Annotated in this window: 15 protein-coding genes; 8 read left to right on the top strand and 7 right to left on the bottom strand. The window is 59.4% G+C overall.

Annotation, left to right across the window (positions count from 1 at the left end; translation table 11 throughout):
* Nucleotides 1–141 precede the first annotated feature (141 nt).
* Complete coding sequence (locus ACYZTS_RS26030) at nucleotides 142–513, bottom strand: YajD family HNH nuclease (protein WP_028624492.1); 372 nt, start codon at nucleotides 511–513, stop codon at nucleotides 142–144.
* Between the two features lie 60 nt (nucleotides 514–573).
* The gene (locus ACYZTS_RS26025) at nucleotides 574–1,260 is read right to left on the bottom strand and encodes a spermidine synthase (RefSeq protein WP_092271720.1); all 687 of its coding nucleotides are present in this window, start codon (nucleotides 1,258–1,260) and stop codon (nucleotides 574–576) included.
* 93 nt (nucleotides 1,261–1,353) lie between these two features.
* Between ACYZTS_RS26025 and ACYZTS_RS26020 the strand changes: the two genes are divergently transcribed.
* Nucleotides 1,354–1,644 carry a hypothetical protein gene (locus ACYZTS_RS26020; protein WP_461993071.1) on the top strand — a complete coding sequence of 97 codons (291 nt, stop codon included), beginning with the start codon at nucleotides 1,354–1,356 and terminating at the stop codon, nucleotides 1,642–1,644.
* Here ACYZTS_RS26020 and ACYZTS_RS26015 read toward each other — a convergent pair.
* Nucleotides 1,641–2,114: a cyclic nucleotide-binding domain-containing protein gene (locus ACYZTS_RS26015; RefSeq protein WP_028624495.1), complete on the bottom strand. Its 474-nt coding sequence runs from the start codon at nucleotides 2,112–2,114 to the stop codon at nucleotides 1,641–1,643. The genes ACYZTS_RS26020 and ACYZTS_RS26015 overlap by 4 nt on opposite strands.
* Before the next feature lie 216 nt (nucleotides 2,115–2,330).
* Complete coding sequence (locus tag ACYZTS_RS26010) at nucleotides 2,331–4,385, bottom strand: S9 family peptidase (RefSeq protein WP_461993068.1); 2,055 nt, start codon at nucleotides 4,383–4,385, stop codon at nucleotides 2,331–2,333.
* Nucleotides 4,386–4,645: 260 nt separating this feature from the next.
* Here ACYZTS_RS26010 and ACYZTS_RS26005 point away from each other — a divergent pair, with 260 nt between their 5' ends.
* The 3 genes from ACYZTS_RS26005 to ACYZTS_RS25995 are packed head-to-tail and all read left to right on the top strand — an operon-like array spanning nucleotide 4,646 to nucleotide 6,501.
* Nucleotides 4,646–5,143 (top strand): hypothetical protein, encoded by a 498-nt coding sequence (locus ACYZTS_RS26005; RefSeq protein ID WP_028620806.1) that lies wholly within the window; start codon nucleotides 4,646–4,648, stop codon nucleotides 5,141–5,143.
* Between the two features lie 26 nt (nucleotides 5,144–5,169).
* Entirely contained in the window at nucleotides 5,170–5,946 is a 777-nt protein-coding gene (locus ACYZTS_RS26000) for a class II glutamine amidotransferase (RefSeq protein ID WP_461993066.1), read from the top strand.
* Nucleotides 5,947–5,958: 12 nt separating this feature from the next.
* Nucleotides 5,959–6,501, top strand: coding sequence for a DUF2937 family protein (locus tag ACYZTS_RS25995; RefSeq protein ID WP_461993064.1), 543 nt, complete (start codon nucleotides 5,959–5,961; stop codon nucleotides 6,499–6,501).
* Nucleotides 6,502–6,618: 117 nt separating this feature from the next.
* Here the strand turns inward: ACYZTS_RS25995 and ACYZTS_RS25990 are convergent, their stop codons facing one another.
* Nucleotides 6,619–7,533, bottom strand: coding sequence for a LysR family transcriptional regulator (locus tag ACYZTS_RS25990; protein ID WP_461993062.1), 915 nt, complete (start codon nucleotides 7,531–7,533; stop codon nucleotides 6,619–6,621).
* A 158-nt stretch (nucleotides 7,534–7,691) separates the two neighbouring features.
* Here ACYZTS_RS25990 and ACYZTS_RS25985 point away from each other — a divergent pair, with 158 nt between their 5' ends.
* The 4 genes from ACYZTS_RS25985 to ACYZTS_RS25970 are packed head-to-tail and all read left to right on the top strand — an operon-like array spanning nucleotide 7,692 to nucleotide 11,399.
* A complete protein-coding gene (locus ACYZTS_RS25985; RefSeq protein WP_461993060.1) occupies nucleotides 7,692–8,978 on the top strand; it encodes an MFS transporter in 1,287 nt (428 codons plus the stop codon).
* A gap of 44 nt (nucleotides 8,979–9,022) precedes the next feature.
* Nucleotides 9,023–9,775, top strand: a complete 753-nt coding sequence (locus ACYZTS_RS25980; protein WP_461993058.1) for a 5-oxoprolinase subunit PxpA — start codon at nucleotides 9,023–9,025, stop codon at nucleotides 9,773–9,775.
* Entirely contained in the window at nucleotides 9,772–10,476 is a 705-nt protein-coding gene (gene pxpB, locus ACYZTS_RS25975; protein WP_461993056.1) for a 5-oxoprolinase subunit PxpB, read from the top strand. The genes ACYZTS_RS25980 and pxpB overlap by 4 nt, the downstream gene beginning before the upstream one ends.
* Nucleotides 10,473–11,399 (top strand): 5-oxoprolinase subunit C family protein, encoded by a 927-nt coding sequence (locus ACYZTS_RS25970; protein WP_461993054.1) that lies wholly within the window; start codon nucleotides 10,473–10,475, stop codon nucleotides 11,397–11,399. Before pxpB ends, ACYZTS_RS25970 begins: the two co-directional genes overlap by 4 nt.
* A gap of 124 nt (nucleotides 11,400–11,523) precedes the next feature.
* Here the strand turns inward: ACYZTS_RS25970 and ACYZTS_RS25965 are convergent, their stop codons facing one another.
* Both ACYZTS_RS25965 and ACYZTS_RS25960 read right to left on the bottom strand, forming a co-directional pair.
* Entirely contained in the window at nucleotides 11,524–12,702 is a 1,179-nt protein-coding gene (locus tag ACYZTS_RS25965) for a vWA domain-containing protein (RefSeq protein ID WP_028620814.1), read from the bottom strand.
* 18 nt (nucleotides 12,703–12,720) lie between these two features.
* Nucleotides 12,721–13,566 carry an AAA family ATPase gene (locus ACYZTS_RS25960; protein WP_028620815.1) on the bottom strand — a complete coding sequence of 282 codons (846 nt, stop codon included), beginning with the start codon at nucleotides 13,564–13,566 and terminating at the stop codon, nucleotides 12,721–12,723.
* Between the last annotated feature and the right edge of the window lie 228 nt (nucleotides 13,567–13,794).

Here is a 13,794-nt window from a genome sequence, read left to right as displayed (position 1 = left end):
ACCGGCGGCGCCTGTACCACCGCTATCGCCATCAGGCTCGCTCCCACGTTGGATTACCACCAGACGCAAACTACCTTCTCGCCACTTACCCCGGTGGGAGCGAGCCTGCTCGCGATGAGGCCGGATCAGGCAGCGAAAACCTCAGTCCTCCTTCTTCATCAAGCCCGCCAACGCCGCGAACGGGTTGTGCGTCGCCTTGGCGATCTTCGGCGTGCTCAGCGAGCCTTCGTGGAAATACTGCTGATCGGTGTAGCGCGAGTGCTCGTTGTCATGGCAATACAGGCACAACAACTCCCAGTTCGAGCCGTCCTGTGGGTTGTTGTCGTGGTTGTGATCGCGGTGATGCACGGTCAACTCGCTCAGACGCTTGCCGGAAAATTCCCGGGCGCAGCGGCCGCAAACGTGCGGGTACATCTTCAGGGCCTTGTCGCGGTAACCCATTTCCTTGTCGCGCTGGTTGTCGGCGAGGATGCGGTCCAGTTTCGACGTGTTGGTCGGCGTTGACGAACTCATGGGTTCACCTTTGTAAAAGACTAATGACGGTTATGAACACATTACCCGTAGGAGTTTAGCTCAGCCCTTGAGCTTCTCGGCAATCCAGATGGTGTGGCGGGTGCCTTTGTTGCCGTGGGCAAACACCTGCACTTCCTCGGCCTTGAAGCCGGCCTTCTTCAGTTTTTCAGAAAACTGCTTGTCGGCGCTGGCTGACCACACCGCCAGAACACCCTTGGGCCGCAGCGCTTTGGCGCAGGCACTCAGCCCACCTGCGGAGTAGAGCCAGCTGTTGGCCCGTTGCGTCAGGCCTTCAGGGCCGTTGTCGACGTCGAGCATGATTGCATCAAAACCTTGTGGCTCGGCCTGCAGGACTTTCGCCACGTCTTCCATGCGGATCACCGTGCGCGGGTCGAGCAACGGATTGCCGGATTTCTCCCCCAGCGGCCCGCGGTTCCATTCCACGACGCCAGGCACCAGTTCGGCGACCACCACTTCGGCCGTTTTACCCAAGTGCTTGAGGGCCGAGGCGAGGGTGAAGCCCATGCCCAGGCCACCGATCAACACCCGCGAGTTCGGGCGTCCGGCAACCTTGCGACAAGGGATTTCCGCCAAGGCATCTTCCGAGCCGTGCATGCGTGTATTCATCAGTTGCCCGCCGTCGCCACCCTGGATCTTGATGACGAAATCCTCACCGTATTCGAACAGGCAAAGGGCACCGCCGTTTTCAGGAATGGGCGCGGTGTCGAGCAGAACGAAACGTTTCATGGGGCTCACTTGAGAAGAATGGGCATTGGGTAGGGCAAACGAACGTAGTTGGGAGTAGCCTGCAAACAGACAACAAGGCCAACGGAGCCATTGATGAAGCGCACTATTCTAACGGTCATTGCCTTGGCCGCGCTCTCGATAACTGCAGTGCAGGCTGCGGATCTCCAAACCATCCCGACCACACCTGCACCGTCGCCCGGCTCGCCTGGCACGGCAACGCCCACGCCATACCCGCAAATCACGCCCAACAGCGTGCCCAAGGCTGGGCCGGGAAGCGGTGGACCGCCGCTGTTGCCGCCGATCAGCGTGCCCAATCCACCCAAGGATCAGCCGTTGCCGGGCCTTGAGCAGGACGGCACGAAGATCAAATCGCCGGGCGGTTAAACCTGTTGAGAAAGCAACTGGCCGTCAGCCATGCGCAGGCGTTTGGACAGCGAGACCGCCAGCGCACGGATAATCTTGGCGGCAATTTTGGGCGCATCGTTGAGCATTTTTTCCAGCGAATCCTTGCCCAGATTAAGCAGCTGGCAATTGCTCGCCGCCACGCAAGTGGCCGAGCGCCGTTCACCGTCGAGCACGGCCATTTCGCCGAACGCGCGACCGCTGCGCAACGTGGCCATGGTCACTGCTTGCCCTTCGCTGTTGGTTTTTTGCACGGCCACCTGGCCGGTGTGGATGATGCACATGAAGCTGCCGGCATCGCCCTCATGGAAAATCTCTTCGCCTTCAGGCACGGCGCTGATGCTGAAATAGCCCGAGGCCGCTGCAAAGTCAGCAGGCAGCAGCTGATCGAACAGGCCGCAGTCCATGAGCCAGTAGCGGATTTCGTTGTTCAGTAAGGTCGGTTCTGACATGTCGTCACGTTCTGGTTTTTGTGGTTTGTCGCGGTTCAGGCGTTGGTGCTCACTGCCAGTCCCTTGTGGGAGCGGGCTTGCTCGCGATGGCGGTGTACCAGACAACAATGATGTCGACTGACACGCCCTCATCGCGAGCAGGCTCGCTCCCACAGGGTCTGTGTTTTATCGCGCCAAGCGTTCTGGTGTTGAGACCAGACCACCCGCCCAAGTTCCTCAGGCAATACCCAAAACCTTGAAAACAAATGCGTATTCGAGTGCTACGTCACGCAATCCCTGATAACGCCCGCTCATCCCGCCATGTCCGGCGCCCAATTCGGTCTTGAGCAGCAAAGGATTCGTGTCGGTTTTGGTGGCGCGCAATTTCGCCACCCATTTTGCCGCTTCCCAGTACTGCACGCGACTGTCGTTGTAGCCGGCAATCACCAACGTCGGCGGATATGCCTGCGCGGTGACGTTTTCGTACGGCGCGTAGGCCTTGATCCGATCATAAACGTCCGGCTCTTCAGGATTGCCCCATTCGTCGTATTCCGTGACGGTCAATGGCAGGTCCGGGTCGAGCATGGTGTTGAGCACATCCACGAACGGCACTTCGGCGATCGCTGCGCCGAACAATTCCGGACGCATATTGAGCACTGCGCCGATCAGCAAACCGCCGGCGCTGCCGCCGCTGACCGCCAGTTGTTTTGGGGTGGTGTAGCCATTGTCGATCAGGTGCTCGGCGCAAGCGATAAAGTCGCTGAACGTATTGTGCTTGTGTTCCTGCTTGCCGGCGCGATACCAGGCTTCACCCAGTTCGCCGCCGCCGCGCACGTGCGCGATCGCAAAAGCGACACCGCGATCCAGCAGACTCAGGCGGGCGTGGGAAAACCACGGGTCGAGGCTTTCGCCATAGGCGCCGTAGCCGTACAGATATAGCGGCGTTGGCTGACCGAGTGCTTCACGTTTGACCACCAGGCTGATCGGCACTTGCGTCCCGTCCGGCGCGGTTGCCCACAAGCGCTGGCTGACGTAGGCATCCGCATCGAAAAGGCCGAGCACCGGCGTTTGCTTGAGCACAACCTGCTCACCGCTGGCCAATGCCAATTGACGGATCTGCGCCGGACGGTTCAACGCCTCGTAGCGCAAACGAATCCTCTCGCTGACGAATTCCAGGCTGTTTTGCACGTGCAGACTGTAGGCGGCATCCGGCAACTGAACGCGATAACTCGGCAGATCCTGCGGGTGGACTTCGATGATCGGCAAGCCGCCTTCGCGCAGGCTGAGGGTCATGGCGCCGGCATTGAGGCTCATGCCGTCGATCATTGTCGAATCGCGATGGGGGATCAGGTTTTGCCATTCAGCCTCGGTCGGCGCGATGCCGGTATCGACCGCCGTGTACAGCGCGAAATTGATGCCGTCGCGGTTGGTGCGGATGAACCAGGTCCATTCGCCATCCCGTACGCCGTGATCGACATCGTATTCGTGGTCCTCAACCCTTGGCGCAATGCAGGTAAACGGCTGATGCGGCTGGAAGGCGTCGAGCACCCAAACTTCGCTGGTGGTCTTGCTGCCCAGGGCCAGCAGCAATTGCTGCTCGGAGCTTGAACGGTAGCAGTGCAGAAAGAAGCGACCGTCCGGCTCGTGGAACACTTCTTCGGCCGCCGTGCCGTCCAGCCGATAGCGGAACAGCTTGTGCGGGCGATGGGTCTCGTCGAGGACACCGAAGAACAGGGTCAGGCTGTCGTTGGCCCAGGTCATGCTGCCGTCGCAATCCTCGAACTCCAGTTCGCTGACGCGGCCGCTGGATAATTCCTTCACGAACAGCGTGTAAATCTCATCGCCCGCCGCGTCGATGCTGTAGGCCAGGCGCTGATGGTCCGGGCTGATGCTGAACGCGCCGAGGGAGAAGAAGCCGCCGTTGGCCAGTTCATTCGGGTCCAGCAGCAGTTGCTCGCGACTTTCGTCGAGCTGCAGGCTGTCATCGGCAGGTCGCGGGCAACGGTAGTGACGGGCGTATTCATCGCCGGCGGTGGTCCGCGTGTAATACAGGTACGGACCCCAAGGGGAGGGCAGCGACAGATCGGTCTCGAGAATGCGCCCCTTGATTTCTTCGAAGAGGGTTTCACGCAACGCTGCCTGATCGGCGGTCTGCGCGTGTTGATAGCTGTTTTCCGCTTTCAGGTAATCGAGCACCGCAGGGGTGTCGCGCTCCTGCAGCCAGGCGTACGGATCAGAACCGTCAGCCTTGTGGGCAATGGGCGCGCTGGTGACGTTGGCGGGTACGGGCATGAATGGCTCTCGAACAATGAACGGAATATGGGTTTTGCACCGTGCTAATGCGGGCTTGTGGCGATGGGGCTTGCCCCCGCTCGGCTGCGAAGCAGTCGTTAACCGGTCACCGCCATTGGACGATAGGTTGAGGTGACTGTTTCAGGGCCGCTTCGCGACCCAGCGGGGGCAAGCCCCCTCGCCACATTGCCCGACTGGCATTGGGACAAGCCGGGCAGGCGAAAAGTCGTTACTATAAGCGCCTCTTTGCCTGCCTTGCCATGGACACCATGACCGAGAACGACTATCTGATCGCTTGGGGCCTCTACGCCTTTGCCGCTTTAGGCTGCCTGCTGGTGTGGATGCGCATTACCCGCTGGACGTGGCGCTGGCTGCGTGAGCCGCTGCGGCTGCTGGTTGCCGTGTTGCTGTTCACCCCGACCATCATCGACCCGGTGAAAGAAAAGATCGCGCCGGCCATCGCCATTACGGCGCTCGACCTGATGTTCAAGGTCGGCAACAACGCCTGGCGGGCGATCTCCGATCTGTTCATGTACGGCATGATCGCCTTCGGCATCTACCTGGTTTTCGTCGCGATCCGTTTCCCGATCGAGCGCGCCTCCAACGCTCGCAAGGAACAGGCCGCCGCTAACCAGGCGGCCGCGCGCGTCGACGAATCCGAAGACGATCAACCCTTCGGCGGTGCCGGCGATGATCGCTACGGTCGCCCACCGGTGCCGAGCAACCCCCAACGCATGCGGGTCGAACCCCGTTTGTAAGCCGGCCCTGAAGCGAGAGTCCGAACATGTGTGAGTTATTGGGCATGAGCGCCAACGTGCCGACCGATATCGTGTTCAGCTTCACCGGGCTGATGCAGCGCGGCGGCCGCACCGGGCCACACCGCGACGGTTGGGGCATCGCCTTCTACGAAGGGCGTGGCCTGCGCTTGTTCCAGGACCCGGCCGCCAGTTGCGAATCCGAAGTGGCCAACCTGGTGCAGCGGTATCCGATCAAGAGCGAAGTGGTGATCGGGCACATCCGCCAGGCCAATGTCGGCAAAGTCTGCCTCTCCAATACCCATCCATTCGTCCGCGAATTGTGGGGACGCAGTTGGTGTTTCGCGCACAACGGTCAGCTCGCCGGTTTTGAACCGATCAAGAGTTTCTACCGTCCGGTCGGCGACACCGACAGCGAAGCGGCATTCTGCGACCTGCTCAATCGGGTGCGCGGTGCGTTCCCGGAGCCGGTGGACATCGAAGCGTTGCTACCGGACCTGGTAAACGCCTGCGCCGAATACCGTGGCAAAGGCGTCTTCAATTGTCTGCTCAGCGATGGTGACTGGCTGTTCTGTTATTGCTCGACCAAACTGGTTCAGATAACCCGCCGCGCACCGTTCGGCCCGGCCCGCTTGAAGGATGTCGATGTGATCGTCGACTTCCAGGCCGAGACCACGCCCAATGATGTGGTGACGGTGATCGCCACCGAACCGTTGACCGAAAATGAAACCTGGACCCGTTACGAACCGGGCCAATGGAGCCTGTGGCGACGCGGTGAATGCGTCAGCCAGGGCAAGACCGAATAAGGACTCTGCCTCATGTTGCTCAGTTATGTACGGCTGGTGTTGTTTGCGGCGGGCCTGTTGATCGGTGTCCAGGTGCCGGGTTTCACCAGCGACTACGCCAAGCGGGTTGAAGCGCATCTGCTCGAAGCGCAGACCAGTCTCAGTGGTTTCCAGGGGACGGCCAATCAGTTTTTCAAAGGTGACATGCAGGCGTTGGTCGCGCATTACCGCGCCAGCGAAGACCCGATCTTTCGTAGCGATGCTGACAGCCTGAGCAATATGCTCAACCGTCAGTTGGCGCTGGATAAGCAGTTCCAGGCCATGCAGGGTCCGTGGTACATCCGCTTTCTGCAGGTGGTGTTGGCCGCTGATCCGGATATTCGCAAGGAAACCTGGAACGGCTACAGCTACCAGATCCTGCTCACCCCGGAAGCGATGATCTGGGGCATGAGCGGCGCGTTGTTGCTGTCGTTCGGCATTGAATGCCTGTTCCGGCTTATCGACTGGGTTGTACTGGGCGGCAGGCGTTTGCGTCAGAGCCGGCCGATTGAAGATCGGGATGTGCGGGGGTTGTAACGCTCGACGCGGTCTATGTGGCGAGGGGATTTATCCCCGTTGGGCAGCGAAGCGGCCCCAAAAAATGGGACTGCTTCGCAGCCCAACGGGGATAAATCCCCTCGCCACAGGATGCGATCAGTCAGCGAGGACGATGTAATCCTCACCCACCTTGGCCGCATACCCCTCCAACACCTGCTGACACAACGCGACAATCTCCTCGACCCATTCCACCCCGGTCCGCCACGACACCACCACCTGCAAGTCCGGTGGTCGCTGGTCGATATCGAGTAACGTCAACTCCCCACGCGCCAGTTCCTCAGCCACCAACACCGGCGGTAACGCGCCGATACCGAAGCCATCACGCAGCAACCGGGTAATCGCCGACACCGAATTCACGCAGTTCAACCGTGGCGTCATCACGCCGTTCGCCTGCATCAGGCTCAAGATGTCCTGATGCGGGTGGGAGTTTTTCGAATAGGTAATGATCCGCTCACGCGCCAGATCGGCGATGCCAGCATACGTGCGGTTATAGATGGATTGACTGGCGACGATCCAGCCCATCGGATGGCTGGCCAATTCCAGGCTGCGCACACTTTCCTGGCGCAGCAGATCGGTTTGCAGAATCAGATCCAGGAAACCTTTTTGCAGCTGATCACAGAGGTTAAGTGAGGTATCGGCGACCAGCTCGATCTCTACCAGAGGATAGTGATCCATCATCTGCGCCACCAGTGGGCTCAGCCAGGTATGAATGACTGTGTCCATTACGCCGATCCGCACCCGACCGACCTTGCTTGAACGGGTCTCGATCGACTGCTTGAGCGCCTGCATGGTGTCCATCATCTGCTCGGCGTAGTCGAGCACTTTCAAACCTTCCGGCGTCAGGCTCACACCGCGCGAATCACGCAGAAACAGCTTCACCCCGAGCTCGCCTTCGAGCACCGCGATGCGGCTGGAAATCGAGGCCTGGGTGGTGAAGAGTTTGTCTGCCGTGAGGCGGAAACTCTTCAGCCGGGCGACCCAGACAAAGGTCTCAAGAAACTTCAGATTCATCGGTCAGGCCTGCGAGATAAATTTTTCTTATGTCTGGAGCGCGGTTTTATTAGTTGGACGCGACAGGGGCGGGCGCCCAAAAATCAGGCTATCCGGTTCCCACGATAGGCGTCGTCGGGGCTCAGAACAATACCAATAAAATTGCGCGGAGATTTGCCATGAGTGCGCCCGACACGCTCGACATCCCCAAGGTCACGGCCCGCCCGGGACCTTTCGACTGGTATCGCAACATCAATCAGCAGGAGCGTCGCACGTTCTGGAGCTGCAAGATCGGCTACGGTCTGGACGGCATGGACACCCAGATGCTCAGCTTCGTGGTGCCGACCCTGATTGCAATGTGGGGCATCACCACCGGCGAGGCCGGGCTGATTCACACCAGCACCTTGATCGCCTCGGCCATCGGCGGCTGGGTCGCGGGGATTCTCTCTGACCGCATCGGTCGCGTGCGCACCTTGCAACTGACGGTACTCTGGTTCGCGTTCTTCACGTTCCTTTGCGGCTTCGCACAAAACTACGAACAACTGCTGATCAGCCGGACTTTGATGGGCTTCGGTTTCGGCGGCGAGTGGACCGCCGGCGCGGTGTTGATGGGCGAAGTGATTCGCGCCAAAGATCGTGGCAAAGCGGTGGGCATGGTGCAATCGGGCTGGGCACTGGGCTGGGGTTTGACCGCCATTCTGTACGCGCTGCTGTTCTCGGTGTTGCCTCCGGAAGACGCCTGGCGTGCGCTCTTCATCCTCGGCATCGTCCCGGCGATTTTTGTGATTTTTGTCCGTCGTCTGGTCAAGGACCCGGAAATCTATCGCGAGGCCAAGGCCAGGCAGGAGCCGAGCAACCCGGCAAAATTTTATGAGATTTTCGCCCCGGGCATACTTTCCACCACCATTCGCGCGTCGATCCTGACCACCGGCGCACTCGGCGGTTATTACGCGATCACCTCCTGGCTGCCGACGTTCCTGAAAAACGAGCGTGGTTTGAGCGTACTCGGCACGGGCGGATATCTGGCGATGGTGATCGTCGGTTCCTACGTCGGATATGTCATCAGCGCATATTTGACTGACATTCTCGGTCGCAAGAAAAACTTCATTTTGTTTGCGGTCGGCTCGTTCACCATCGTGCTGCTCTATACGCAGCTGCCGGTCAGCAACGGCGTGATGCTGTGGCTGGGCTTTCCGCTGGGCTTTTTTGCTTCGGGGATTTTCAGCGGCATGGGTTCCTTCCTGACGGAACTGTTCCCGACGCGCATTCGCGGTTCAGGCCAGGGCTTTTGCTACAACATCGGGCGGGCACTGGCGGCGTTGTTTCCGCTGCTGATCGGTTTGCTTAGCCAGACGGTACCTTTGAGCGTAGGCATCGGGGCGTTTGCGGCGGTTTCCTACGGCGTGGTGATCCTGGCGGCGCTGAGCCTGCCGGAAACTCGTGGCAAAGAACTCGACGCGCAGTAATCTGCCTGCATCGAAAAGAAATAAAACCTACAGGAGTGTTCACCGTGAGCCGCCTGCTATTGAACTGCGACATCGGCGAGAGTTTCGGCAACTGGACCATGGGTCTGGACGCCGAAGTGATGCCCTTCATCGACTGCGCCAATGTCGCCTGCGGTTTTCACGCCGGCGACCCGAGCATCATGCGCAAAACCGTCGGCCTGGCCTTGAGTCACGGCGTGCAGATCGGCGCGCATCCGGCTTATCAGGATCTGGTCGGTTTCGGCCGGCGTTCCATGGCCTACAGCACCCAGGAACTTCAGGACATTATGCATTACCAGATCGGCGCCCTCGACGGGATCTGCCGGGCCCAGGGCGGACGTGTCAGTTACGTTAAACCCCACGGCGCGATGTACAACGACATGATGGCCAACCCGGCGCAATTGCGCGCTGTTCTGCAAGCCGTAGCGTCTTATGACCGGACGTTGCCATTGATGCTGATGGCCACCCGCGACAACAGCGCTGCGCAACAACTGGGTGATGAATACGGCGTAACGCTGTGGTTCGAAGCGTTCGCCGATCGCGCCTACGACAGCGGTGGGCGGCTGGTTTCGCGTGCGCTGCCGGGCGCGGTGCATCACGAGTCAGAGGTGATCATCAAGCAGGCGCTGACGATTGCCCGTGGCGACAACCTCACGGCCAGCGATGGCAGTGCCTTGCACCTGCAAGCCAACACCCTGTGCGTACACGGCGATAACGCCAGTTCCGTGGCAGCGGTGCGGCGTATTCGCGAAGCCCTCGACCAGCAGAGCGCACCATGAAACTGCGCGTGGAAGTGGTGGCGCTGGATTGCCTGATGGTGCGGCTGTTCGATGAGATCAGCGAAGACAACATGCCGTGGATGCTCGCGGCCAGTGAAAACCTGCGGACGGCGTTCGCGGCGCATTTGATCGATCTGGTCCCGTCTTATACGACGCTGATGGTGCATTACGACCTGACCGCGCTGAACCCCACACAGGCGCGGGAATTGATCGCCGCCGCCTTGATCGACCTGTCACCCAATGCGCGCATTCGCGGCAAATCTCACGTATTGCCGGTCTGGTATGACCTCAGCGTCGGCCCGGAATTGAGCCTGTTGGCGCAGCGCAGCGGGCTGGCGGTGGCTGAGGTGATTCGCCGTCACAGCGAGCGTGAATACCAGGTATTCGCTTTAGGCTTTGCGCCGGGTTTTGCCTTCATGGGCCTGGTGGAAGAAGTGTTGGCCGCACCGCGTTTGAATACACCACGGAAAAAAGTCGCGGCTGGCAGCGTCGGCATCGCCGAGAGGCAAACCGCTGCCTATCCAGTGGTGTCGCCGGGTGGCTGGAACCTGATCGGCCGCACGCCGACGAAATTGTTCGACCGCGAACGCGACGGTTACAGCCTGATGCAACCAGGCGATACCGTGCGCTTCGCGGCGGTCAGTCATGCCGAATTCATCAATCTGGGCGGTGATGACACGCCGCTGGAGGTGCAGGCATGAGTCAACTGACGATTGAAGCGAGTACGCCGTTATGCCTGTTGCAGGACGCCGGTCGCTTCGGAGTTCGCCATTTGGGGGTTACCCAAGGCGGTGCGCTGGATTGGCCATCGATGGCATGGGCGAACTGGTTGCTGGGCAATGCTCTGAATGTGCCGGTGATTGAAATCACTCTCGGCGGATTTGCCGTGGTGGCCCAGGAAGACTGCATGCTCGCGCTGGCCGGCGCGGACCTTGGCGCGCAACTGGACGGCCAGGCACTGGCACCGTGGCGCAGCTTCAAATTGAATAAAGGTCAGCGTTTGCACTTCACTCAACCGCTGCTGGGAGCGCGGGCTTACCTTGCCGCACCGGGCGGGTTTGATGCGCCGAAGGTGTTGGGCAGCAGTGCAACAGTGGTTCGTGAAGAACTCGGAGGTCCGGATGGTCTGGGCCGGGCGCTGACCAAGGGAGCCTCGCTTAGTTACTCGATGGCAGCGCCGTTGCTGATGCGTGAAATACCCCGTGATCGGCTGCCTGATTTCAAGTCCGACGCGCCGTTGGACGTCGTGCTCGGGGCGCAGATTGGTCATTTCAGTGGGCAGAGTCTGTTCGATGCATTCAACAGTGTGTGGACCCTCGACAGTCGAGCGGACCGGATGGGCATTCGTTTACTGGGTGCTGCGCTGGAATATCAGGGTCAACCGATGATTTCCGAAGGCATCCCGTTGGGCGCGGTGCAGGTTCCGCCGGACGGGCAACCGATCGTGTTACTCAATGATCGGCAGACGATTGGCGGTTATCCGCGGCTGGGCGCGTTGACACCGTTGGCGCTGGCGCGGTTGGCGCAGTGCCTGCCGGGGGCGACGGTGCGGTTGCGGCCGGTGGTGCAGGAAATGGCGCATCGGGAGCATGTCGAGTATCTGCGTTGCTATTTGGATCGCTAGAAGCTTCGCGGGCAAGCCTCGCTCCTACAGGTCCCGGGCTAGTTCACAAAGTTTGTGACCGGCATCAATAACCTGTGGGAGCGAGGCTTGCGCGCGAAGGCGGCTTTCCAGACAAGGAAAATCTCTATTTGGAAAGAAACCGCATCCCTTCCTCCAACCCTCGCAACGTCAACGGATACATCTGATCATCAATCAAATCCCGCACAATGTTGGTTGACGCTGTATAGCCCCACGTATCTTTCGGGTACGGATTGATCCAGATGAGCTTCTTGTATTTCTCCTTGAACCGCTGCATCCACATATAGCCGGCTTCTTCGTTCCAGTGCTCGACACTGCCACCCGCCTGGGTGATTTCATAAGGCGCCATCGCCGCGTCGCCGATGAAAATCACTTTGTAATCAGCGCCGTACTTGTGCAGCAAATCCTGGGTAGAAGTGCGTTCCGACGTGCGACGCATGTTGTTCTTCCACACCGACTCATAAACGAAGTTGTGGAAGTAGAAATACTCAAGATGCTTGAACTCGGTCTTGCACGCCGAGAACAACTCCTCGCAGATCTTCACATGCGCGTCCATCGAGCCACCGATGTCGAACAACAGCAACAACTTGACCGTGTTGCGGCGCTCGGGTCGCATCTGGATGTTGAGCAGGCCGGCATCTTTGGCGGTGTGATCGATGGTGCCATCGATGTCGAGCTCTTCCGCCGCGCCTTGGCGAGCGAATTTGCGCAGACGACGCAAGGCCACCTTGATGTTGCGCGTGCCGAGTTCCACCGAGTCGTCGAGGTTCTTGTACTCGCGCTGATCCCAGACCTTGACCGCTTTGCCCTGGCGTTTGCCGGCATCGCCGACCCGGATGCCTTCCGGGTTGAAACCGCCGGAACCGAACGGGCTGGTGCCACCGGTGCCGATCCATTTGTTGCCGCCAGCATGGCGTTCTTTCTGTTCTTCAAGACGCTTTTTGAATTCTTCGATCAACTTGTCCAGTCCGCCAAGAGACTGAATCGCCGCACGCTCTTCATCGGTCAGTGAACGCTCGAATTCCTTGCGCAGCCAGTCTTCAGGAATCAATGCTTGAAGGTGATCGTCGAGTTTTTCCAGACCGTTGAAATAGGCCCCGAACGCCCGATCGAACTTGTCGAAATGCTTTTCGTCCTTCACCAGAATCGCTCGCGACAAGTAATAAAACTCGTCCATGTCGGCAAAGGTCACGCGCTGTTTCAGCGCGTTGATCAGGTCCAGTAGCTCGCGCACCGAGACGGGCACCTTGGCTGCGCGCATTTCATTGAACAGGTTGAGCAGCATGGCTATCTTCTCAAATGATCAGCGAGTGCCGCGACGGCTCATGAATGCCAGACGCTCAAGCAATTGCACGTCCTGTTCGTTCTTCACCAACGCACCGGCCAACGGCGGAATCGCTTTGGTCGGATCGCGTTCACGCAGCACCGCTTCGCCAATGTTGTCGGCCATCAGCAACTTCAGCCAGTCCACCAGTTCCGACGTCGATGGCTTCTTCTTAAGGCCCGGTACTTTGCGCACGTCGAAGAACACGTCGAGCGCTTCGCTGACCAGGTCCTTCTTGATGTCCGGGTAGTGCACGTCGACAATCTTCTGCAACGTGGTGCGATCCGGGAACGCGATGTAGTGGAAGAAACAACGGCGCAGGAAAGCGTCCGGCAATTCCTTTTCGTTGTTCGAGGTAATGATGATGATCGGGCGTTTTTTCGCCTTGATCGTCTCGTCGATCTCGTAAACGTAGAACTCCATCTTGTCGAGTTCTTGCAGCAGGTCGTTGGGGAACTCGATGTCGGCCTTGTCAATTTCATCGATCAGCAGAATCACCCGTTCTTCCGATTCGAAGGCCTCCCAGAGTTTGCCCTTTTTCAGGTAGTTGCGAACATCGTGGACCTTCTCCGTGCCGAGCTGCGAATCGCGCAGGCGGCTGACGGCGTCGTACTCGTACAGGCCCTGATGCGCCTTGGTGGTGGATTTGATGTGCCAGGTGATCAGCTTCGCGCCAAAGGACTCGGCCAGTTGTTCGGCGAGCATGGTCTTGCCCGTTCCCGGCTCACCCTTGACCAGCAACGGACGCTCCAGGGTGATGGCGGCGTTGACCGCAAGCTTCAGGTCATCGGTGGCGACGTAGGCCTGGGTGCCTTCGAACTTCATCTGCTAATCCTCGAACGGTGATGCCGACCTGAGCGAGGCAGGGCGGGGCGCAATAAAATGGAGTACCCGACTATAACGCGCCGCCCCGTCGACTGTGAACGCAGACGGCCTATTCAGTCTCTGAATGGCGCGTCACATCTTGACTTGATCTCGAGCCATTGCCAGTATTGAGATATCGCCATTTTGGCGATAGCTTGCACGGCATGTCTACCAATACAGATTTCGCGA

The organism is Pseudomonas sp. TMB3-21 (assembly GCF_054898145.1).
Note: the sequence above shows the minus strand (reverse complement) of the source record. Positions and strands in the feature narration are given on the sequence as shown.